Source organism: Bacteroides sp. AF20-13LB (assembly GCF_003603065.1).
Lineage (GTDB): Bacteria > Bacteroidota > Bacteroidia > Bacteroidales > Bacteroidaceae > Bacteroides > Bacteroides uniformis.
Map to the genome: position 1 here is coordinate 221,294 of NZ_QTMH01000003.1, position 23,916 is coordinate 245,209.

The window sequence follows — 23,916 nt, forward strand, 5'->3', positions numbered from 1 at the left end:
AATGAATAAATTTGAACCGACTGGTTTTTTACTTGCTGTATTCGCTCGGCGTCGCCCCGAATTGTTTCTTGAAGCTGGTCGAGAAATGGGACAGTGTACTGAATCCCGTCATGTCCGCTATCTCTGAGATGGTATATTTCCCTTCCTTTATCAATTTGGCGGCACGGTTCAGCTTGTAGGTCTTGAAGAATACGCTGGGGTTCTCACCCGTCAGCCCCTTTACCTTGTAATAGAATTTGGTGCGGGAGATTTTCAGCAACTCGGTCATGCGCGCCACGTCCAGTTCCGGATTGGAGAGTTCGTTTTCCATCAGGTGGTAAAGTTCGGTCATGAAGGTGTTGTCTTGCGGGGAGAGCACGTTCTCCTCAATCTCATCCGTTTGGGTGGAACGGCTCAGGAGACTGCGCACTTTCTCACGGTTCTTCAGCTGGGATTTGATAAGCGCCAGCAGGTAGTTGGGCTCGAAAGGTTTCGTTACGTAGGCATCTGCACCGGTATTCAGACCTTCCACCTGGTTCTCTACAGTAGCTTTGGCTGTTACCAGTATCACGGGGATGTGGCATAGTTGCAAGTCTTCCTTTATCTGTCGGCAGAGGTCGTAACCGTTTCTTCCGGGCATCACTACATCGCTCAGTACGAGGTCGGGAGCTTCTTCGCTCATGGCTTTGAAGGCGCTGTCGGCATCGAAGCGGCAGACAACGTTGTAGACGGGAGAAAGCAGGGCCTTCAGGTAGTGGGCCACTTCCGTATCATCGTCTACCACCAGCAGGGTTTGCTTTTGTTGCCGGATGCTCTCTGTGTTTTCCAGTTGATACTGTTCTTCCGTTTGTATCGGAAACGCCTTGTTCTGTTCTTCTTCGGGGAGGGTACATTCTTCGGGGGTATAGGAGAGGTCATTCACCGGCAGCAGCAGGGTGAAGACGGCTCCGCTTCCTTCGGTACGGTTACCGGCTTTCAGGTAGCCGTGATGCAGCAGCGCCAGGCTGCGGGCGTAGTACAAGCCGATGCCGGTTCCCCAGTTATAGGTGCCTTTGGATTGATTGTCCAGTTGGTAGTAGCGTTCGAATACCTTCTCCAACTGTTCCTCGGGGATTCCGTTCCCGCTGTCGGCCACGGCAACTTTGACGTATTGCGTGTCGATGTCTTTGTCGGTCAGCGTAAAGAGACGCGCAGCCTCTTCGCGGGTAATGACGTCGAAGCACAGTTCCACTTTCCCACCGTTCGGAGTGAACTTCAAGGCGTTTGAAAGCAGGTTTCCTACAATCTTGTCCAGCTTGTCCACGTCCAGCCACATGAGGAAAGTATCCTCCAGGCCATAAGTGTTCAGTGCGATGCCTTTCTCGTTGGCGTTGATGCGGAAAATATCTACAAAGCGTTGCAGTTGCGAGATGATGTCAGTCCGTTTCACTCGCAGCTTCAGGGTGTCATTCTCCAGTTTGTTGAAGTCCATCAGCTGGTTCACCAGACGGAGCATGCGCCCCACACTGCGTTGTACGATGTAAAGCAGTTGTTTGTTTTCTCCCTCTATCTTGGGACTTTCGCAAAGTTGTGTCACCGGGCCCGAAATCATGGTGAGCGGGGTGCGGAACTCGTGCGAGATGTTGGCAAAGAAACTCATGTTCATGCGGTTCACCCGTTGTTCCTGCTCCTTCTCAAGTTTGGCACGCCGGGTGGTTTCTTTTTCCTGCTTGATACGTAGCCAGGCACGGATGAAGATACCGATGATGGCGGCGGCAATAAGCAGATAGATACACCATGCCCACCACGTTTGCCAAGGGGCGGGCTTTACGATGACGCGTATGGAATTCTCCCTTTCTACAATGCTCTTGTCGTTATTGGTTATTTTAACTTTGAAGGTGTAGGTACCGGCAGGCAGATTGGCATAGTAGGCCTCGCGGTTGTTGCGGGCATCAATCCAATATTTGTCGAAACCGTCCATCTTGTAATAATAATGTACGCGTTCATATTCGCAGTAGTCCAGTGCGGCAAAGGAGATGCTGAAACCATTCTGATTGTGGTCCAGGCAGATGTCCGGTCGGTAGGAGAGGTGCTTGTCTATACTTTCGCTGTCTTGTGGGCGTGCCAACCGGTTGTGTATCTTCAAATCCTCGAAGAGCAGTGGAATTTCCCGTTTGGTACTTACGTCCATAGGGTTGAAGAAAGTCAGCCCGTGCGTACCGCCAAAAACAAGTGTCCCGTCGGGCAGGCGGCATGAAGAACGGTCGTAAAACTGATTGCCGCCTATGCCGTCGGCGGCATAGTAGTTGGTAAATTTCCCTACGGTGCGGTCATATTTGCCCAGCCCGTATTGTGTGCCTGCCCATATATTGCCTTGTGCATCTTCCTCAATGCAAGAGATGTCCCGGCAGGGTGTACCCTCTATGGTCTCGATTTTTCCGGTGGCGGCAGAATAGTGCAGCAGTCCGTTGCTGACGGTCCCAATCCATACATCTCCACGACTGTCTTCGAAGATGTCGGTAGGGATGAATACTGAACGTTGGATACAAGCTTGCCAGTCGGTGTTCTCGAATGGTACTTCAGCGCTTTCCCAATTGTCGGGATTGATTTGCATGACTGGGTTCATGAAGGCAGTGGTCCACATCTTTCCGTTGTTGCGTGGAAGGAGTCCGGGTATGAAGGTTCCCGTCCAGGAAAATACTTTTGTTTGGACAAATTCTTTTTCTTTACGCTTTTTGGCATAAAGTTTAGGGCTGTATGTACCCACCCAAATTGTTCCACAACGATCTTGTGCAAACGACAGTGGTAGGAAGATGTCATGAATAGACTCTGTCTTCAGTATGCCGTTTTTATAGCTGCATTTCATCACCTTGCTCGCATAGAGGGCCGCCAGCCAGATGTAGCCCTCATCATCTACGAATACGCGTGTGATGTCCGGTTTGTCGGTAGCGCTTTTTCCCGGAAGTCCAGCCGAGTCCACTTCTTTCACTTCGTGGCTGTCCATGTTGTAAACGTACAGCCCGTCTATCATGGTGGCCATCCAGAGATTTCGCTCCTTGTCCACTGCCACGGACAGCACTGACTTTCGGTTCAGGTATGAGCTGAGATGATTATTGGTGTTGAAACGTTCTTTATAGTTGTAACGCACGACATAGCCTTGGTCTACAGAGCCTATCCACAGGTTTTTCTGTGAGTCGGTAAACATGGTGCTTATCTTGAAGTGAGGCACTTCGAAGGGAAAACCGTTTTCGCTCTGATGTATCACGTATCCTTCCACGTAGTTGTAGAGAAACATTCCTTGTTGGTCGGTATTCAGCAGCAGGCTGTTGCTGCCGTAAGGGTGGATGTAGTTGACGTTGGCATGCAGCAGCAACGGATGGCTCCGAAGGGCTTGGGGTGTTTCCTTGAATTTGTGCGTATGTGTGTCGAACAATGTTATCTGGCGGTTTCCCGCCAGCCATAGGATTCCGTTGGTGTGCATGAAGAAGTGGGTGGGAAAAATGCCTTGCATTGGAATGGAGTCTTCCAGCGCTAGTGTGGAGGAGTTGTAGCGGCGCAGAGACAGTGGGGTCACTGCCCACAGTTTGTTGCTCTGGTCTATGAAGCAGCGGTTGTTGAAGGTATAGTTTGGGTCAAATATCTTGATGGGTACGTCAAATTTGTGTGTTTGTGGATTATATACGGCAAGGTTGTGCATCATGTTCAGAAAAATCTTTCCGTCTTTGTTCTCGAGTATTTGGATGCCGTTTTTATTGGGGAAGTCCAGTGGGATATTTTGGAAATTATCTTTGTCTGTGTATAGGCTGGTTCCATTTACGGTGACTACCCACAACCGGCCTTGTGAATCACGGAAGAGGTCGTTGATTTGATTATCGGGTATATCCAGCGAGTCATCCGTACAGTAATACTGATGATATTCGTGTACATTATATTTGTTTACCCCTCGTGAAGTTCCTATCCAAATGTGTCCTTGTGCATCTTCGGCAAAGGCGGTGACCTTCTGATTGGAGAGGTCATTGGTGATGACGGGGCTTTCGATGCTGCCTTCCGGTGTGGGCTTTGTGTCCGACGGATTGCACGCGGTGATTAAACACAATAGAAGTAAGTATTTAATGTATTTCATAATATATAGTGTAGACTAAAAGCATTGGCATGTCATCCATTTGTTTTGTTCAACGAATCTCTGCATTACGATGCGAAAATACTCATAAAAATTGAGAGAGAGACTGCCGGAGAGCATGTTTTGAACAAATCTGCAAACATTTGAACATTGGAGAAAGCTGTTTTGAACATCGGGGAAAGCCGTTTGGATAACGTAGAAAATCCTTCTGGGGAGAATGTGCTAATATTGCAATCATAAAAACATAAAACTAATACATAATATGAAAAAGCAATTCTTGTCAGTGTTAGCATTCTCCGCCATCCTACTTTCCTCGTGCGGAGGGACAGCTAAAATAGAGAAAGCATCTGCTTGTGGGCAGGAGGGGGAGATTACGGCTTCTTCGGCAACCGCCATTGCCGAGACCGAATCAGGAAAAGTAGCCGGATATGTGGAAAATGGTATCTATATATATAAAGGTATCCCATATGCCAAAGCCGAACGTTTTATGCCGCCCGTGGCCGCTGATAAATGGGAAGGCGTCCGCAGCAGCCGTGCCTATGGCCCTACTTGTCCGCAAGGCAAGCGCATGGGATGGTACAGCGACGAGCAGGCGTTTGCCTTCAACTGGGATGACGGTTATCCTGACGAGAATTGTCTGCGGGTGAATATCTGGACACCGGGACTGAAAGACGGGAAGAAACGCCCCGTCATGGTGTGGCTGCATGGTGGAGGTTATTCCGCCGGCAGTGGTCAGGAGCTTCCCTCGTATGACGGAACAAATCTGGCAAAGAAAGGGGATGCAGTGGTTGTGACGCTGAATCATCGTCTCAACGTCCTGGGTTTTCTCGACCTTTCCGCCTATGGCGATAAATATGCAAAATCGGGCAATGCCGGACTGCTTGATCTGGTGGCGGCACTGCAATGGGTGAATAAGAATATAGAATCCTTCGGTGGAGATGCTCGGAATGTTACCATTTTCGGTCAATCCGGTGGAGGAGGCAAGGTCTCTACGCTACTTGCCACGCCATCGGCGAGAGGCTTGTTCCATAAAGCCATTGTACAAAGCGGATCTATGCTTCGCACGATGGAGCAAAAGTATTCTCGTCGCATTGGCAGTGCCGTGATGGAAGAACTTGGTCTGAAGGCTTCGCAGATAGACGAACTCTGCAAGATGCCGTATGACAAGGTGCTTGCCGCCGGTGACAAGGCGATAGCCAAAGTGCGTGCAGAGGCAGAGAAGGAGGGGGTGTCTTCCTTCATTTTTGGCTGGGCGCCTACGGTGGACGGCGATGTACTGCCCGTACAGCCTTTCGACCCTCAAGCTCCAGCACAAAGCAAGGGCATTCCGGTAATGATTGGCACTACTCTGCACGAATTTACCATGAGTACTTATGTCCCCGCTTTTCGTACCATTACCAAAGAAAAAGCGGTGGAATTCCTGCAAAAGAAATACGGCGAACGTACGGACGAGTTCCTTACCGCTTTCGAGAAAGCCTACCCCGGCTATCAGCCTAAAGATTTGGTGGATGTGGACTTCGTGTTCCGTCCCGGTGCTGTGGAGCAGGCTAAACTGAAAGCTGCGCAGCAGGGTGCTCCGGTCTATATGTACATGTTCGCGTGGGAATCGCCCGTACTTGACGGCATGTTTCGCAGCACGCACTGCATGGACATTCCCTTTGCCTTCAACAATGTAGTGCGCCACGCTTCCATGACCGGGGGTGGCGCTGAAGCACAAGCTTTGGGCGAAAAGATGAGCAGCGCGTGGTTGAACTTTGCCCGTACGGGCAATCCCAATGCCGAAGGGTTACCCGAGTGGGAACCTTATACCGCAGAAAAGGGAGCAACGATGATTTTCAATAACGATTGCCAAGTGAAGTATAACCATGACAAGGAACTGCTGGAGGTAGTGATGGCATTTCCTACACGTGGGTTCTGACACTTTCTTAAGAAACCTTTTATTATTAACATAAATCTAATTTAATCAAATGAAACAAAATCTGAAGCAAACAGCTCGGAAGAGACTTGCAGCTATGGCACTCTTCCTATTGATCTGTCTTCCTTTCAGTCTGGCACAAGCCCAGACTATAAAGGTGAACGGTAGGGTTACTGACGACCTGAATGAACCGATGATTGGCGTGAGTATCTTTGAGAAAGGCACTACCAACGGTGTCATTACGGATATGGACGGCAACTACTCTTTGTCTGTGAAAGAAGGAGCGACGATTGTCTATTCCTACATCGGCTACCTGACACAAGAAAAGAAAGCAGTGGCAGGAGTAATGAATGTGATATTGAAAGAAGACACTAAAACGCTGGATGAAGTGGTGGTGGTAGGTTATGGCGTGCAGAAGAAAAGTTCACTGACCGGTGCCGTATCTTCGGTAAAATCAGAAGATATGGAAGCACGTACCATTACCCGTGCTGAGCAGGCATTGCAGGGTAAAACTGCTGGTGTGCAAGTGCTCAGTGCATCTGCTAAACCGGGTGCTTCTCCACAGGTGCGTATCCGTGGAATAAGTTCTAACGGCTCTTGCGATCCGCTGTATGTAGTGGATGGACGTATTGCCAGCGATATTGGTGGTATTGACCCTAATGACATTGAGTCTATGGAAGTTTTGAAGGATGGTGCTTCTGCAGCTATCTATGGCGCTGCTGCCGGTAACGGTGTAGTATTGATTACTACAAAGAAAGGAAAAGGAAACGGTAAAATCACATACGATTTTCAATATACTTCACAGAGTTTGGGTAAAGTACCCGAAGTAATGAATGCTGCGCAGTATAAGGAATTCTTCTTGGAAAACAAGAAGCTTACCCAGAGTGCTTTTGATACCTATTGGGATGGAAAAACCGATACGGATTGGGTCGATGAGGCTTTTGAAAACAGTTCGATGGTACGTCATAATGTGACTTTCCAAGGTGGTAGCGACAGAGGTTCTTTCTATCTGTCATTGTCCCACCTTGATAACGACGGTATGATTGTCGGCAATGCCGATACTTATGAACGACTCACGGGAATGGTAAATGCCAGCTGGAAAATCAAACCTTGGCTGGAGGTAGGTACCAATAATCAGATTGAGCACTACAAAACTCAGTCCGTAGCCGAGGGCAATGAGTATGGTAGCATGATGCTTTCTGTATTACAATTAGACCCTCTGACCAAGCCTCTTTATCCTATTGATGACTTGCCGTTGAATATGGCTACCATCTATAAGGATCATAAGAATATGTTGGGCGATGGAAACGGCAACCTTTATGGTGTATCAGCTTTCACTGGCAATGCCGAAGCTATCAATCCTTTTGCCATGCGTGACAACTCTTATACCAAGAACAGAGGCTTTAATATCAATGGTTCTACTTATTTGAATTTTATGCCTATCAAGGGGCTTACCGTTACTTCTCGTCTTTCTTATCGTTTGGCTTCAACTTCCTCTTATGGCGTGGGGCAATCTTATTACTATACTGACAAGGCTAAACGTGATTGGGTGGAGGTTTCGGCTTCGGATTATAGCCCAACCTATTATCAGTGGGAGAACTTTTTGAACTACACCCGTTCTTTTGGCAAACACAACGCAACATTGATGTTGGGAACTTCTTATAGTCAGAGCCGTTCTTATGGCGTTAGCGGAAGTAAGAAGGGATATAATGAAGATACTACAGATATGTGGGGAAATGTGATTAACAGAGTTTCGCATTTGGGTTTCTTGCAGAATGATCCTAATTTCTTCTACTTTGCCTATGCTACATCTGATGCTGTAAAGGATGTAAGTGGTGGTGAGCCTACCTATACTCGTAAATTATCTTACTTCGGACGTTTGAATTATGACTATGCCGGAAAGTACATGGCTCAGTTCTCACTGCGTGCCGATGCTGCTGACCTCTCTGTGTTGCCAAAGAACAAACGTTGGGGCTATTTCCCGGCAGTTTCTTTGGGTTGGGTTCTTTCGGAGGAAAATTTTATGAAAGGAACTGAAGACTGGCTGTCACAATTAAAGCTCCGTGCCAGTTGGGGACAGAATGGTTCTACTGCATCATTGGGCGGTTATAAATGGAATGTATCAATTGGTGCTACCGGGCATTTGGCTGTAGGTGATAATAATAATTTCTCTTACATCAATGGTTATGCTCCCTCTGCTACCGGTAATGACGGACTTAAATGGGAAACTTCTGAACAAACCAATATAGGTATTGATGCCCGTTTCTTGAATAGCCGTTTGACTGTTACAGCCGATTATTTCCATAAAAAGACAAAAGACCTGATTGTTTCGGGCATTAAGGCTTCAACTGTAGTAGGTAACAGTTTCTCGCCAGTTAATGCCGGTAATATTACGAACAAGGGGTTTGAATTGGAACTGGGATGGCAAGATCGTATTGGTGACTTTGCTTATGGTGTCCGTGCCAACGTTGCTACATTGAAGAATAAAGTGACCAAGATGCATGAGTCTTTATCAAGTATTGATGGGGCTACTTATGTGACTTATGGAGCCATTACCCGTTTTGAGGTAGGTAAGCCCGCGTGGTATTTTTATGGTTATGATTTCATGGGTGTGGATTCAAAAACCGGTGAGCCAATCTTTAGAGATATTGATGGTGTAGAAGGTATTACGGATAATGATAAGACAGAAATTGGTAAGGGAATTGCCGACTATACTTATGGTATTACCTTGAATGCAGCTTGGAAGGGATTTGATTTTATCTTGTTTGGTACGGGTTCTCAAGGTAACGATGTGTTCTGTGGCTTGAACCGTGTGGATTACAATTTGAATCAGCTGACTTATTTTACAAAAAACCGTTGGACAGAAAGCAATCGCAATGGGAAGACTCCTGCATCAGGCGCTACAGATTATACCAAGTATCTGACTTCTTCCGGTTGTGTATTTGACGGTTCTTATTTTAAAATTAAACAGATTCAGTTAGGTTATTCTTTCCCGAAGCAACTGATTAAGAAGGTAGCAATTGAAAATCTACGTATATATGGCTCACTTGAGGACTTCTTTACTTTTACAGACTATCCTGGTTTTGACCCTGAAGTTACCGGTGTCGGAAATTCATTAGGTGTGGATAAAGGTAGTTATCCTAATTCAAAGAAGGTTGTTCTTGGTTTGAGTGTGACATTCTGATTTTTATGAACTTATTAAAATGAAAAACATATGAAATTAAGATATTCTTTAATGCTCGGAGCGCTCCTTATATTGGCTGGCACTTCGTGTGAAGACAAATTGGATATACCTCAAAAAGGTGTATTGGACTTTTCCACTTATTATAAAACTGACGAACAAGCTCAAGCAGCAGCTGATGCGCTTTATATACAACTCAAGGGTACATACTATAACTATACGATGATGAAGAATGCCCTTTCGGACGATGTTTGGGCAGGTGGTGGTGGTCGTAATGACAATGCAGAGCTGGAAGGCTGTAATGAATATTCATTTGGCTCAGACCAAAGTTTTATCGGAGGCGTATGGGAAAGCTACTATCAGCTTATTTATAAGGCGAATGTGATTCTGGGACGTGTTGAGCCTGATACTGATTTGAAGAAGAAGGCTTGTGCTGAAGCCAAGTTTTTCCGTGCTTTTGCTTATTTTGATTTAGTTTCTATGTGGGGTGATGTACCATTGGTAGACCATGAGCTTGATAAATCCGAATATCAGTTGGCTCGTTCGCCTAAGGCTGATATTTGGGCGTTGATAGAGCAGGACCTGACTGAAGCTATCAACTCAGGACTCTTGGAGGAAAAGAAGAGTGTAGATGATAAAACGACATGGCGTGTTACCAAGCAGTTGGCACAAGCTATATTGGGTAAAGCTTATTTATGGCAAGAAAAATTCCATGAAGCTGCTGTTGTCTTGAATGAAGTTAGAGCTAGCGGTAAGTATAAACTTTATGATGGAAATTATGAGGATATCTTGACCTACAAGGCTGAGTATAATTGTGAAAGTATGCTCGAAAGTAACCGTATTTTTGATGCAAGTAATTCCATGGATGAGTTCAGTTTCTTTGAGGTGATGAATCATTGGCGCACTGATAAGTTGGATATGTCTGGCTCTAACAATCAGTTTAATGGTACCGGATGGGGATTTATGGTTCCTCAGAAAAAGTTGTATGATGCATTTGTTCAGGAAGAGGGTGTAGATGGTTATCGGTTGAATCAGACAATGAAAACCTATGACCAAATTTCTCAATTGGGTGTCAAGGTTGCCAAAGGGCAGAGTTTGATTAATGAAGGTTATTTCATGTGGAAGCGTCGCTTCTCGAATGTAGAATCTCCTGCTGGGTTCTGGTGTTCATATAATAACTATCGTTGGATGCGTTATGCTGAAGTCTTGTTACTGGCAGCTGAAGCAAACCTGAAGGATGGCAATCAATCCGAAGCTGATGCTTGCTTGAATGAGGTGCGTCAGCGTGCAAGATTGGATGCAAAGACGGCTACCTTGGATGCCATTAAATTGGAAAAGAGACTGGAACTCTGTTCTGAATATACCCGTTATCAGGATATTATCCGTTGGAAAGATGCGGAGGCTTTGCTTAAGGATCAGGGTGAAAGAACACCTATCTTGTCAAATAAGGCAGGAAAAGATGAGCCGGATAATGTAGCGGTAGAATACATTCAGTATAACAAGGATAAAACGCGTTATGGTTTCAAGGAAAGACATTATTTGTTGCCTATTCCGGCAAAGGAAATCCGCTTGAATCCGAATATGGAACAAAATGCAGGTTGGTAAAGCGCATAAAGAATCAAAATCTAACTTCGTCATCTGATGCAGATAGACAAAATTAGATTTTTCTAACTGATTAATTGTTTGTAGAAGAAGTCCCCCGTGGAAATCATCTAATTGTACGGGGGCTTCTTTTGTGGCTTTTTAAATATAATATATATGAGAAGATTGTCAATTACTTTATTTTCACTCTGTCTGGCATCTGCCTTGACTGCACAGACGACCGGTTCGAATCAGTCAGTCAGACTGCGTGCCGATAATATCGACGAAGTAGTCAGTGCCATGACCCTCGAAGAGAAGGTACACCTCGTCATCGGTTGTGGGATGTCGATGGGAAGTGATACCAAGTTTCCCGGAACAGCGGGACGTACTTACGACATTCCCCGACTGGGTATCCCTTCCGCCTATCTTGCCGACGGACCGCACCGGTTGGCGATGGCTGCCAAGCGGGAATTCGACAGCCGTACTTATCATGCTACGGAATTTCCTTCCAGCACCACGGTGGCAGCAACTTTCAATCCGGATGCAGCCCACAAGGTGGGACGTACTTTGGGTACGGAGGTGAAGGATTATGGTTTGGATGTGTTGCTGGCACCGGGTGTCAACCTGATGCGAAATGTGCTCTGCGGACGTAACCATGAATATTATTCGGAAGATCCGGTGCTGACCGGCAAAATGGCTGCTGCTTATATCAACGGAATCCAGAGCCGGGGGACAGGTACCTGCCTGAAACACTTTGCCGTAAACAACCAGGAGACCAACCGCAATAACAACGACTCTCGCCTGACACAACGCCCCTTGCGCGAGCTGTATTTGAAGTGCTTTGAGATTGCTGTCAAAGAGTCTCAGCCCTGGAGCGTGATGACCGCCTACAATAAGGTGAACGGCAAATATACCTGCGAGGACCGCGAACTGACAGAGGACATCCTCCGCGACGAATGGGGATTCAAGGGACTGGTGATGTCCGACTGGAATGCCGGAAAAGATGCCGTGACCTCCATCGTAGCAGGAAACGATATGCTTCAACCGGGGCAGGACCGCCAGTATAAAGCTATTTTGAAAGCCGTAGAGAGTGGTACACTGGATTTGGCACTCCTCGACCGCAGCGTGAAGCGTGTGCTGGAGTTTGTGGTCAAGAGCCATACCTTTGCCGGCTACGAGTATCCCAATAAAACCGACTTGGAGGCTCATGCGCAAGTAGACCGTGAGATAGGTGCGGAAGGTATCGTGCTGCTGGATAACAAGCAGGCGCTACCCATGGCTGCCGGCATCAAAAAAGTGGCCCTTTATGGAACTACTTCCTATGACATGGTTCCTGCCGGCATGGGCTTTGGCAGTACGGGCATCGGTTATTACACGGTTTCTATGGTAGAAGGTTTGCGCAATGCGGGCTACACCGTGGACAAAGAATTGCTGAACCGCTACAAGAAGCATATGGCCGACGAGCAGAAACGGCTTTTTCCTCACGGAAAACCGCCTTTCGCCTTTACTCCGCTGCCCCGTGCCGAGGAGTTCCTGCCCACTGCCGAGGAACTGGCTGCACAAGTGAAAGCCAACGACATTGCCGTGCTTACGCTGGGGCGTGTCAGTGGCGAGGGCTGTGACCGCCGTGTGGAAGATTTCCTCCTGAAGGAGAACGAATTGGCTCTGATTAAGCAAGTGTCTGCCGCTTATCGTGCTGCAGGCAAGAAACTGGTGGTGGTTCTCAACATCTGCAGCCCGGTGGAGACTGCTTCTTGGAAGGGACTGGCAGATGCAGTGGTTTGTGCCTTCCAGCCGGGACAAGAGGTGGGTAATTGTATCACGGACATCCTGACCGGAAAGGTGAATCCTTCGGGCAAGTTACCCATGACGTTTGCCGTGAAATATGGCGATGCGCCGTCGGATGCTAACTTCCCTTTTGATTACGAGTTCAAGATGCTGTCGTTTGCTATGGGTACCGGCATGAACTTCAAGTCCGAAAAGAAAGAGGAGAAACCGAAGGAACCGGAGAAAAATGTGGATTTCACCAACTATGAAGAGGGAATCTATGTGGGTTATCGCTATTTCGACACTTTCGGTAAAGAGGTTTCCTATCCGTTCGGTCATGGTTTGAGCTATACTGCTTTTGACTATGCGGTAGAGAACGCCAAAATGGATGCCGACCGCTGTGAGTTGAAAGTGAGCGTGAAGAACATCGGCAAGGTGGCAGGGCGTGAAGCTGTACAACTCTATGTGAAAGCTCCGAATGGGGGACTTGACAAGCCTGCCAAGGAGTTGAAGGCCTTCGGCAAAACTGCCTTGCTCCAGCCGGGCGAGAGCCAGACACTGATTCTGACTTGGAACGTGATGGACATGGCTTCCTTTAATGAGAAAAACAGCTCTTGGGAGTTGGCTAAGGGTGAATATCAGTGGATGGTTGCCGCATCTTCGGCCGATGTGCGTTGTACAGCGGTACAGAGGGTGACAAAGGCACGCAAGCAGAAAGTGCATGATGCCATGCGGGCGCAAGTGCCTGTGGCTGTGTATCCGATGGTGAAGAGATGAGGGGGATATGCGTGAAAAAACTGATATATATCAATTAGTTTTAGAATGGAAAACGCTTATTTTGTAGTACATTTTTAAATCGATACCATGAAAAGATTGATACTCTCTCTTTTAGCCGTCTGCTTGCTGTGGATGGCAAATGCACAAAATCCTGCATGGGGACCGCAAAGCAAGGTAGTGACCGACAGCATCTACAGCCAGGTATTGAAAGCACACCGTGCCTACACCATCTATCTGCCGCAAAGCTATAGCAATGAAACGGATAGGAAATATCCTATCCTCTATTTGCTGCACGGCATGTCGGGGGTGAATACCAGTTGGTTTACAGACCAACGTGTGAAGGACGTGATGGACCAGTTGGTGGCATCGGGCGAGGCTTGCGAGATGATTATCGTCAGCCCCAATGCAGGAGGCAATCCGGCTACTTGCTGGAACGGCTACTTCAACATGCCGGGCTGGGCTTACGAAGATTTCTTCTATAAGGAGTTCCTTCCTTATATAGAGAAGACTTACCGGGTGAAAGGTGATAAGCGGCATCGTGCCATTGCCGGACTTTCTATGGGCGGAGGTGGAACGGCAAGCTATGCACAGCGCTATCCGGATATGTATTGTGCTGCTTATGCTATGAGTGCTTTGATGAACATCCCCGTTAGTGGTGAGGAGGTGGGAAGAGACCCCGACCCCACAAACAAGATGGCTGTACTGACGCGTTCTGTGCAGGAGCATAGTTGCATCAGGTATGTGGCTGAGGCAGATGTTGCGCGTAAGGCACAGCTTCGTACTGTACAGTGGTTTGTGGATTGCGGAGACGATGACTTTCTGCTGGACCGTAATATAGAGTTTTTCCAGGCGATGCGTAATGCCGGTATCCCTTGCCAGTTCCGTGTGCGGGATGGCGGACATACCAGCGAATATTGGCATTCGGCACTTTATATGTGCCTGCCTTTTGTAAGTCGCTGCTTTGCTAAATAACAAGAAGCTAATTCATTTAATATAAGAAATTATGAAAAGATTATTAAGTTTGGCAGCGATGCTGCTGGTCTGCTGTGTCACCCTTTTTGCACAGCAAGCTCTTTGGGGAGGTGCGGCAGTTGTCTCTCCTGATATTCATGACGACAACACGGTTACTTTTCGCTTGAAAGCTCCTAAGGCTGTAAGGGTGCAGATTACCGGTGATTTTCTGCCTCCACAAACTATTAAGACTCCTCGTGGCGATTATGATGCACCGGGCATTGCCGATTTGACAGAGGGGAAGGATGGCGTTTGGGAATTTACTACTCCCGAACCATTGAAGCCGGAACTTTATGGATACTCCTTTATTGTGGACGGATTGAGAATGATGGACCCGAGCAATGTTTACATGATTCGGGATGTGGCTACCGTGACCAATGTATTTATCATCGGTGGTGACCGTGCCGATTTGTATAAAGTGAATAAGGTACCCCATGGAACGGTAAGTCGCATGTGGTACAATAGTCCTTCGCTGGGAATGGACCGCCGTCTGACGATTTACACTCCGGCTGGTTATGAAACCAGCGGCAAGCGTTATCCGGTATTTTATCTGCTTCATGGTGCAGGTGGTGATGAGGAAGCTTGGATTGCTCTTGGCCGTACTTCGCAGATATTGGATAATCTCATTGCACAAGGCAAGGCTAAACCTATGATTGTGGTGATGACTAACGGCAATGCTTGGCAAGATGCTGCTGCAGGTGAATCTCCCAAGGGTTTTGTTGCCCCCTCCATGCGTCCCGACGAAAGAGCGAAGGTGGCGGAAGGTGCTTTTGAACTCTCGTTCCCCGAAATCGTGAAGTTCGTGGAGAAGAATTTCCGCACTCTTGCCAATAAGAAGAACCGTGCCATTGCCGGGCTTTCTATGGGTAGTTTCCACTCTTGCAATATTTCCAAGTATTACCCGGACATGTTCGACTATGTAGGTCTTTTCTCCGGTGCAAGTACCGGAAACGATAAATCGACTTGTCCGGTCTATACCGACTTCGAAGGTAAGCTGAAGACTCAGTTTGCCAAGAAACCGGCTCTTTACTTCATCGCATGCGGCAAGACGGACTTTGTTTATAAAGGTGTGGCCGATTTTCGCAAGTTGCTTGACGACAATGGTTATAAGTACGAGTATCTTGAAACGGGCGAGGGACATATCTGGAGGAACTGGCGAATCTATCTGACGGAGTTCGCGCCGAAGTTGTTCAAATAAGAGGATTTGGTATAACTAATTTAATAACAAAATAACATACGTATCATGAAAAGAATTTCTATTTTGTCAGCTCTGTTGCTGATGTGTGCGATGACTTTCGCGCAACAAGCTCTCTGGGGAGGCGCTCCCGTGGTCTCACCTGAGATACACGACAACAATACAGTAACTTTCCGCTTGAAGGCGCCGAAAGCCGTAAAGGTGCAAGTAACCGGCGACTTCCTGCCTACGCAGAAAATCAAGACTCCTTTTGGTGAGTTTGATGGTCCGGGTGTGGCAGATTTGAAAGAGAACAAGGACGGTGTGTGGGAATTCACTACTCCCGAACCGCTGAAACCAGAACTCTACAGCTACACTTTCCTGGTAGACGGACTGAAGATTAACGACCCTGCCAACGTCTATATGATTCGAGACGTGGCAAGCGTGACGAATGTATTCATCATCGGTGGTGACGAGCGCATCGATCTCTACAAAGTGAATAAGGTTCCTCATGGAACGGTATCTAAGGTATGGTACAACAGCCCTACGCTGGGTATGGACCGCCGCCTGACTGTCTATACGCCTGCCGGATATGAGACAAGCGGCAAGCGCTACCCCGTCTTCTACCTGCTACACGGCATGGGTGGCGACGAGAACGCATGGAGCGAACTGGGACGTACGGCACAGATTCTGGATAACCTCATCGCCCAAGGCAAGGCCAAGCCGATGATTGTAGTAATGACCAACGGTAACGCTGCGTTGGAGGCTGCTCCGGGTGAATCGTCACTGGGTTTTGCCGCTCCCAGCATGAATCTGCCCAAGACGATGGAAGGCTCTTTCGAGACTGCTTTCCCCGACGTGGTGAAGTTCATTGATAAGACTTACCGTACGCAGGCTAACAAGCGGGGTCGTGCCATTGCCGGATTGTCTATGGGCGGTTACCACTCCATGCACATCTCCAAGCAATATCCGGATATGTTCGACTATGTAGGTCTGTTCTCGGCAGCCATCATGCCCAACAAAGATGTGAAGTCTCCGATTTATGACAACCTTGAAGCCAAACTGAAAACCCAGTTTGCCAAGAAACCGGCACTCTATTACATCGCTATCGGTAATAAAGACTTCTTGTTCCAAGCCAACAGCGACTACCGCAAGATGTTGGACGAGAAGGGTTACAAATATGAATATTATGAAACCGGAGAAGGTCATATCTGGAAGAACTGGCGTATTTACCTGACAGAATTCGCACCGAAGATATTTAAATAAGATTATGAAGAAGAATATCATATCCATGGCAGCAGCAATGGCTGTTTTGTCAGCTTGCGGACCGGGTGTGCCGCAGCTTGGAAAGTCCTCTCTGGATGAGGTGATTGGCGCCATGACCTTGGAAGAAAAGGCGCATCTGGTAGTGGGTACCGGTATGGCAGGCTTCTCGGGTGACAGTGCCGTAATCGGTGCAACGAGAAAGCTGGTGCCGGGTGCGGCAGGAACCACATACCCGATTGAACGCCTCGGTATTCCCGCTGTGGTGCTGGCTGATGGTCCTGCCGGACTGCGTATCGACCCCAAGCGTGAGGGGGATTCGGCTACGTACTATTGTACTCATTTCCCTATCGGAACTTTGCTCGCCTCTACCTGGGACCAGGAACTGGTGGAAAGTGTAGGTCAGTCCATCGGTAACGAAGTGCTGGAATACGGTGCGGACGTGCTGTTGGCTCCGGCGCTGAACATTCACCGTAACCCGCTTTGCGGACGTAACTTCGAGTATTATTCCGAAGACCCGTTGGTGTCGGGTAAGATTGCCGCCGCCTACGTACGTGGTGTGCAGAGCAACGGTGTGGGTACCAGTATCAAGCACTTTGCTGTGAACAACCAGGAAACCAACCGTATGGCTACGGATGCGCATGTATCTCCACGCGCCTTGCGCGAAATCTACTTGAAAGGGTTCGAGATTGCCGTGAAGGAATCCGCTCCTTGGACCGTGATGTCCTCATACAACTACCTGAACGGTGTCTACACTTCGGAAAACAAGGAGTTGCAGACAACCATGTTGCGCGACGAATGGGGCTTCAAAGGCATGGTGATGACCGACTGGTTTGGCGGCAAGGATGCCGTGGCACAGATGGTGGCAGGCAACGACATGTTGCAGCCCGGTCTGCCCAAGCAGTACGAAGCCATCGTGAAGGGTGTGCAGGACGGAGCGTTAGATGAAGCCATCCTCAATCAGAATGTGAAGCGTATTCTGGAGATGATTCTCCAGACTCCCCACTTCAAGGGATATAAATACTCCAACAAGCCTGATTTGAAGGCGCATGCTGCCGTAACCCGCCAGTCGGCAACGGAAGGCATGGTATTGCTGAAGAACGATAACGGTGCTCTGCCGCTGGCTGCCGACGTGAAGAACGTGGCACTCTTCGGTTGCACTTCCTACGATTTCATTGCAGGCGGTACAGGTTCGGGCAACGTGAACCGCGCTTATACCGTTTCGCTATTGGACGGCTTGAAGAATGCCGGCTATGTGGTGGATGAAGCGCTGAAGAATAGCTATGAAGCTTACCTGAAAGCCGAGAAAGAACGTCTGTCCAAAGATAAGAAAGAGTGGTTCATGCCCGATACCCGTCCGGCTGAGATGGCTGTTTCCGCACAAGTCATCCGCGAGCAGGCTGCCAAGGCCGATGTGGCACTGGTGACGCTGGGACGTACCTCCGGTGAGTTCCTTGACCGTATGGTAGCCGACTTCAACCTCACCAAAGAGGAACAGAACATGTTGAAAGCTGTGTCCGATGCTTTCCACGCTGCCGGAAAGAAGGTAGTGGTAGTGCTCAATATCGGTGGTGTGATTGAAACTGCTTCTTGGAAATCTGCTCCCGATGCCATTCTTTGTGCATGGCAGGCAGGCCAGGAGGGAGGAAACAGTGTGGCTGACGTGCTGAGTGGCAAGGCTTCTCCTTCGGGCAAGCTGACAATGACTTTCCCGGTGAAGTTTGAAGATGCCGCTTCTTCCGACAACTTCCCGATAGACATGCGTGTGAGCACCGACCTCATGAACAAAGGCGGGAAGAAGAACGACGTGAAGAACGTGGACTATACCAATTACGAAGAGGACATTTACGTGGGTTACCGTTACTTCGACACCTTTGGCAAGCAGGTTTCCTATCCTTTCGGTTACGGTCTTTCCTATACCACTTTTGCTTACGACAAGGCTGCTGTCAAGGCAGACAACGGTGTCTATACCGTGTCTGTAGAAGTGAAGAACACCGGTAAGGTAGCAGGCAAGGAAGTGGTTCAGCTTTATGTATCCGCTCCCGATGTTGCTGCCAACAAGCCCGAAAAGGAACTGAAGGCTTTTGCCAAGACCAAGGAGCTGAAACCGGGCGAAGCGGTTGTGGTGACGCTGAAAGTGAATGCTGATGACCTGGCTTCCTACGATGAGGCTGCATCGGCATGGGTGGTAACTCCCGGAAACTACAAGTTCCTCGTCGGGGCTTCCTCACGCGACATCAAGGCTACGCTGGAGGCTGAAGTAGCTGCCGCAACGCAGAAGACGAACAACATCCTGAAACTTCAGGAACCGATGAGCCTCTTGAAGAGATGAGAGTTGGATTGTCTGAAAAAATAACAAATCATACCCTAAAAAACATCCTGTTGTACCCTTTGGTATGGCAGGATGTTCTTATCTTTGTGCCTCGTATAAACAGATAGTGCAACTATTATAAACCAATATCACAACCATGAGTAAAAAGTTAATCTTATCTTTAGCCCTATCAGGGTTAGTACTTACTTCTACGGCGCAGACCACTGTTGCGCCTGCCATTCCAAGAGACGAGAAAATAGAACAGCAGATTGAGACTTTGCTGAAGAAGATGACGCTTGACGAGAAAGTCGGTCAGATGTGCGAACTCACCATAGACCTCCTGCAGAAACGCGCCAATCCTTTTGCCGGTCTCAATCCGAAAGATATAACTGTAGATGATTTGAAGAAAATCGTCAAGAGGTATAAGTTAGAGAAAGAGTTCAAGCTGGGTAAGGAGATGCCTTCGCAAGAAGTGATGATGCAGCTCTATATGCGTATCCAGGGTATTGAGAATGCCAAGGGCTTCCAGTTGGACGAGGCGATGCTCGACTCTGTCATCGGAAAATACAAAGTAGGCTCCATCTTGAACGTGCCTAACGGTGTGGCACAAAGCGTGGAGAAGTGGCAGGAAATCATCAAACGCATTCAGGAGAAATCCATGGAGGTGATGGGTATTCCTTGTGTGTACGGTGTAGACCAGATACACGGAACTACCTATACGCTGGGTGGTACTTTCTTCCCGCAAGGCGTCAATATGGGAGCTACCTTCAACCGTGAACTGACACGTGAAGGTGCACGCATCTCCGCTTATGAAACAAAGGCGGGAAGCATTCCCTGGACGTATGCCCCGGTGACCGACCTCGGACGTGACCCGCGCTGGCCTCGTATGTGGGAAAATTATGGTGAAGACGCCTACGTCAATGCCGAAATGGGACGTGAAGCAGTTATCGGTTTCCAGGGCGAGAACCCCAACCTGATTGGCGAGAACAACGTTGCCGCTTGTATGAAGCACTATATGGGTTATGGTGTTCCCGTTTCCGGTAAGGACCGTACGCCGTCTTCCATCACCGAGCAGGATATGCGTGAGAAGCATTTCGCTCCTTATCTGGAAATGGTGAAAGCAGGTGCCCTCTCCGTGATGGTGAACTCCGCCATGAACAACGGTCTGCCTTTCCATGCCAACTATGAGCTGCTGACCAAGTGGCTGAAAGAAGACCTCAACTGGGACGGTATGATTGTGACTGACTGGGCGGACATCAACAACCTTTATAGCCGCGACCACATAGCCAAGGATAAGAAGGAAGCCATCAAGCTCGCCATCAATGCCGGCATCGACATGTCGATGGACCCGTACGACTGGAAGTTCTGCACACTCCTGAAGGAGCTGGTGGAAGAAGGCGAAGTCCCCATGAGCCGCATTGACGATGCGGTGCGCCGCGTATTGCGCCTGAAGTACCGCCTCAATCTGTTTGAGAAACCCTATTATGATTTGAAAGACTTCCCGCTGTTCGGCAGTGCGGAACATGCCGCCGCCGCACTCCAGGCTGCCGAAGAGTCTTTGGTACTCCTGAAGAACACAGACGGCATACTGCCGCTGGCAAAAGGCAAGAAACTGCTGGTTACCGGTCCGAATGCCAACTCCATGCGTTGCCTCAACGGCGGCTGGTCCTACTCTTGGCAGGGTGACAAGGCAGACGAGCATGCAGGCCAATATAATACCATCCTCGAGGCTTTCACCAATAAATTCGGTGCGGACAACATCATCTACGAAGCCGGTGTCACTTATAAGCAAGGTGGCAACTGGTGGGAAGAGAATGCTCCTGAGATAGAGAAAGCCGTAGCTGCCGCTGCCGGTGCCGACTACATCGTTGCCTGCATCGGTGAGAACTCTTACTGCGAGACTCCGGGTAACCTGACGAACCTCTTCCTCTCACAGAACCAGCTCGACCTGGTGAAGGCTCTTGCCAAGACCGGCAAGCCCGTCATTCTGGTGCTGAACGAGGGCCGTCCACGCCTGATAGCCGACATCGAGCCTTTGGCAAAGGCTGTGGTCAACACCATGCTTCCGGGCAACTACGGCGGCGATGCGTTGGCAAACCTCATTGCCGGCGACGCCAACTTCAGCGGAAAGATGCCTTTCACTTATCCGAAGGAAATCAACTCGCTGATTACGTACGACTACAAACCGTGCGAACACATCGGCAAGCAGATGGAAGGCGCTTATAACTACGACGCGCAGGTGTCCGTACAGTGGGCGTTCGGCTACGGTTTGAGCTATACCACCTTTGCGTACAGCAACCTCAAGGTGGATAAGTCGGACTTTACCGCTGATGATGTGCTTACTTTCACCGTTGATGTGAAGAATACCGGTGACCGTGTCGGCAAGGAGAGCGTGTTGCTCTTCAGCAGTGACCTCGTTGCCTCCCTTACTCCCGATACCCGCCGTCTTCGCGCTTTCGAGAAAGTGGAACTGAAACCGGGCGAGACAAAGACCGTGACTCTGAAACTGAAAGGCTCCGACCTTGCTTTCGTAGGCTATGATGGCAAGTGGATTTTGGAGAAAGGTGACTTCCGCATCCAGACGGGTGACCAAACGGTGAACGTGGTTTGTACGGATACCAAGAAGTGGGAGACTCCGAATAAGTGATACGACAAGGTCTTTTAGACCTTTAGAACCATAGTAAAAGGGCCGATAGCATGAAACAAGCTATCGGCCTTTTATTTTTCCGCGTTGTCTTTCAACAGTATCTTCTTTCCGTTTGTATCTCCTTACTTCTTTTCCTGAAACAATAGAGATTGTATGCTTGAGATGTACATCTCATGTTGTCCGAGATGCACATCTCGTTGTGCTTGACATGTGCATCTCATGCAGTATGGAACGTGATAATTCATTTCATAAAGTATAAGCTTCTGTCTCATAAGATTATATGTTTTACCCCTTATCTTGAAGTGTTGAAAGGGTGTGTTTGTAATATAATTCCCGTTTGAACCGTTAAATCAATCTTTTTTTCTCTAATATTTTGTAGTCGAACAGATTATTTATATCTTTGCAACCGAAAACGGATGAAAGGTGGAGGGGCGATTAAGCTCCTCTTTTTTGTTCCTAATGGTTAATCTATGATAGAAAAGAAAACTGTTTGTCAGATTGTTGACGAGTGGCTGGCAGGAAAGGACTACTTCCTTGTGGAGGTGACAATCAGCCCGGATGACAAGATTTTGGTGGAAATAGACCACAAAGAAGGTGTTTGGATTGAGGACTGCGTAGAGCTGAGCCGCTACATCGAGTCCAAGTTGAACCGTGAGGATGAGGATTATGAGTTGGAAGTCGGTTCGGCCGGCATCGGACAGCCCTTCAAGGTACTGCAGCAGTACATTAACCACATCGGCAAGGAAGTGGAAGTGCTGGCAAAGGACGGCCGCAAGCTCAGCGGCGTGTTGAAGGAAGCCGACGAACAGCATTTCGTCGTGACCATTCAGAAGAAAGTGAAAGAGGAAGGTGCCAAGCGTCCCAAGCTGGTGGACGAGGACTTGACCTTTACGTATGAAGAGATAAAATACACTAAATACTTAATCAGTTTTAAATAAGACTATGGCCAAAAAAGTAGAAACTGTCAGCTTGATAGATACATTTTCGGAATTTAAGGAACTGAAGAATATCGACAGAACCACGATGGTAAGCGTACTCGAGGAGTCGTTCCGTAGTGTGATTGCGAAAATGTTCGGTACCGATGAGAATTACGACGTAATTGTAAACCCGGACAAGGGTGACTTCGAAATATGGCGTAACCGTGAGGTAGTGGCAGACGAGGATTTGGAAAACCCGAACCTGCAGATTGCATTGTCCGAAGCACAAAAGATTGATGCTTCTTATGAAGTGGGCGAGGAAGTGACGGATGAAGTTATCTTCGCGAACTTCGGTCGCCGTGCCATCTTGAACTTGCGCCAGACACTGGCCTCCAAGATATTGGAACTGGAGAAAGATAGTATTTACAACAAATACATTGATAAAGTGGGTACCATCATCAATGCGGAAGTCTACCAGATTTGGAAGAAAGAGATGCTGCTGCTCGATGATGAAGGCAACGAACTGTTGCTGCCCAAGACCGAACAGATACCGAGTGACTTCTACCGCAAGGGCGAGACCGCCCGCGCCGTAGTGGCACGTGTGGACAACAAGAATAATAATCCGAAGATTATCCTAAGCCGTACGTCGCCCGTCTTCCTGCAACGTCTGTTCGAAATGGAAGTACCCGAAATCAATGACGGACTGATTACCATCAAGAAGATTGCCCGCATCCCCGGCGAGCGTGCCAAGATTGCCGTTGAGAGCTACGATGACCGTATCGACCCGGTAGGTGCCTGCGTGGGTGTGAAGGGTAGCCGTATTCATGGTATTGTCCGCGAGCTTCGCAACGAGAATATCGACGTTATCAACTATACGTCCAATATCCAGTTGTTTATACAGCGTGCCTTGAGCCCTGCCAAAATTTCTTCCATCCGCTTGAACGAGGAAGAACGCAAGGCTGAAGTGTTCTTGAAACCCGAAGAGGTGTCGCTGGCTATCGGTAAAGGCGGTTTGAATATCAAGCTTGCCAGTATGTTGACTGAGTACACCATCGACGTGTTCCGTGAGTTGGATGAGGCCATAGAGGATGAAGACATCTACTTGGACGAATTCCGTGATGAAATAGACGGTTGGGTTATCGATGCCATCAAGGCTATCGGTATCGATACGGCTAAGGCTGTGTTGAACGCTCCCCGTGAGATGTTGATTGAGAAGACGGACCTCGAAGAAGAGACGGTGGACGAGGTATTGCGCATTTTGAAACAGGAGTTTGAAGAGGAGGAGCAGTAATGT

At 48.3% G+C, this 23,916-nt stretch carries 12 protein-coding genes; 11 read left to right on the forward strand and 1 reads right to left on the reverse strand.

Annotation, left to right across the window (positions count from 1 at the left end):
• Window positions 1-28: 28 nt before the first annotated feature.
• The gene (locus DWX62_RS04525) at window positions 29-4,081 is read right to left on the reverse strand and encodes a hybrid sensor histidine kinase/response regulator transcription factor (protein ID WP_005825860.1); all 4,053 of its coding nucleotides are present in this window, start codon (window positions 4,079-4,081) and stop codon (window positions 29-31) included.
• 259 nt (window positions 4,082-4,340) lie between these two features.
• Here DWX62_RS04525 and DWX62_RS04530 point away from each other — a divergent pair, with 259 nt between their 5' ends.
• From DWX62_RS04530 to nusA, 11 genes are all read left to right on the forward strand, one after another.
• Window positions 4,341-5,996 carry a carboxylesterase/lipase family protein gene (locus DWX62_RS04530; protein WP_005825859.1) on the forward strand — a complete coding sequence of 552 codons (1,656 nt, stop codon included), beginning with the start codon at window positions 4,341-4,343 and terminating at the stop codon, window positions 5,994-5,996.
• Between the two features lie 49 nt (window positions 5,997-6,045).
• Window positions 6,046-9,177, forward strand: a complete 3,132-nt coding sequence (locus DWX62_RS04535) for a TonB-dependent receptor (protein WP_005825858.1) — start codon at window positions 6,046-6,048, stop codon at window positions 9,175-9,177.
• A 30-nt stretch (window positions 9,178-9,207) separates the two neighbouring features.
• Window positions 9,208-10,779 (forward strand): RagB/SusD family nutrient uptake outer membrane protein, encoded by a 1,572-nt coding sequence (locus tag DWX62_RS04540; protein ID WP_035447699.1) that lies wholly within the window; start codon window positions 9,208-9,210, stop codon window positions 10,777-10,779.
• A 153-nt stretch (window positions 10,780-10,932) separates the two neighbouring features.
• Entirely contained in the window at window positions 10,933-13,299 is a 2,367-nt protein-coding gene (locus DWX62_RS04545) for a glycoside hydrolase family 3 N-terminal domain-containing protein (protein WP_117922907.1), read from the forward strand.
• Window positions 13,300-13,386: 87 nt separating this feature from the next.
• The gene (locus DWX62_RS04550) at window positions 13,387-14,271 is read left to right on the forward strand and encodes an alpha/beta hydrolase-fold protein (RefSeq protein ID WP_008661995.1); all 885 of its coding nucleotides are present in this window, start codon (window positions 13,387-13,389) and stop codon (window positions 14,269-14,271) included.
• 31 nt (window positions 14,272-14,302) lie between these two features.
• The gene (locus DWX62_RS04555; RefSeq protein ID WP_008661994.1) at window positions 14,303-15,508 is read left to right on the forward strand and encodes an esterase; all 1,206 of its coding nucleotides are present in this window, start codon (window positions 14,303-14,305) and stop codon (window positions 15,506-15,508) included.
• A 45-nt stretch (window positions 15,509-15,553) separates the two neighbouring features.
• Window positions 15,554-16,750 (forward strand): esterase, encoded by a 1,197-nt coding sequence (locus DWX62_RS04560; protein WP_120172612.1) that lies wholly within the window; start codon window positions 15,554-15,556, stop codon window positions 16,748-16,750.
• 4 nt (window positions 16,751-16,754) lie between these two features.
• Window positions 16,755-19,079: a glycoside hydrolase family 3 C-terminal domain-containing protein gene (locus DWX62_RS04565; RefSeq protein ID WP_120172613.1), complete on the forward strand. Its 2,325-nt coding sequence runs from the start codon at window positions 16,755-16,757 to the stop codon at window positions 19,077-19,079.
• Between the two features lie 136 nt (window positions 19,080-19,215).
• Window positions 19,216-21,705 carry a glycoside hydrolase family 3 N-terminal domain-containing protein gene (locus DWX62_RS04570; RefSeq protein ID WP_008661991.1) on the forward strand — a complete coding sequence of 830 codons (2,490 nt, stop codon included), beginning with the start codon at window positions 19,216-19,218 and terminating at the stop codon, window positions 21,703-21,705.
• A gap of 470 nt (window positions 21,706-22,175) precedes the next feature.
• Complete coding sequence (gene rimP / locus DWX62_RS04575; protein WP_005824352.1) at window positions 22,176-22,643, forward strand: ribosome assembly cofactor RimP; 468 nt, start codon at window positions 22,176-22,178, stop codon at window positions 22,641-22,643.
• 4 nt (window positions 22,644-22,647) lie between these two features.
• Window positions 22,648-23,913 carry a transcription termination factor NusA gene (gene nusA, locus DWX62_RS04580; protein WP_005824354.1) on the forward strand — a complete coding sequence of 422 codons (1,266 nt, stop codon included), beginning with the start codon at window positions 22,648-22,650 and terminating at the stop codon, window positions 23,911-23,913.
• Window positions 23,914-23,916: the final 3 nt, after the last annotated feature.

Excerpts from the sequence above, each read along its gene's own strand:
- DWX62_RS04525 (WP_005825860.1), bottom strand. The coding sequence starts at position 4,081 with ATGAAATACATTAAATACTTACTTCTATTGTGTTTAATCACCGCGTGC.
- DWX62_RS04530 (WP_005825859.1), top strand. The coding sequence starts at position 4,341 with ATGAAAAAGCAATTCTTGTCAGTGTTAGCATTCTCCGCCATCCTACTT.
- DWX62_RS04535 (WP_005825858.1), top strand. The coding sequence starts at position 6,046 with ATGAAACAAAATCTGAAGCAAACAGCTCGGAAGAGACTTGCAGCTATG.
- DWX62_RS04540 (WP_035447699.1), top strand. The coding sequence starts at position 9,208 with ATGAAATTAAGATATTCTTTAATGCTCGGAGCGCTCCTTATATTGGCT.
- DWX62_RS04545 (WP_117922907.1), top strand. The coding sequence starts at position 10,933 with ATGAGAAGATTGTCAATTACTTTATTTTCACTCTGTCTGGCATCTGCC.
- DWX62_RS04550 (WP_008661995.1), top strand. The coding sequence starts at position 13,387 with ATGAAAAGATTGATACTCTCTCTTTTAGCCGTCTGCTTGCTGTGGATG.
- DWX62_RS04555 (WP_008661994.1), top strand. The coding sequence starts at position 14,303 with ATGAAAAGATTATTAAGTTTGGCAGCGATGCTGCTGGTCTGCTGTGTC.
- DWX62_RS04560 (WP_120172612.1), top strand. The coding sequence starts at position 15,554 with ATGAAAAGAATTTCTATTTTGTCAGCTCTGTTGCTGATGTGTGCGATG.
- DWX62_RS04565 (WP_120172613.1), top strand. The coding sequence starts at position 16,755 with ATGAAGAAGAATATCATATCCATGGCAGCAGCAATGGCTGTTTTGTCA.
- DWX62_RS04570 (WP_008661991.1), top strand. The coding sequence starts at position 19,216 with ATGAGTAAAAAGTTAATCTTATCTTTAGCCCTATCAGGGTTAGTACTT.
- rimP (WP_005824352.1), top strand. The coding sequence starts at position 22,176 with ATGATAGAAAAGAAAACTGTTTGTCAGATTGTTGACGAGTGGCTGGCA.
- nusA (WP_005824354.1), top strand. The coding sequence starts at position 22,648 with ATGGCCAAAAAAGTAGAAACTGTCAGCTTGATAGATACATTTTCGGAA.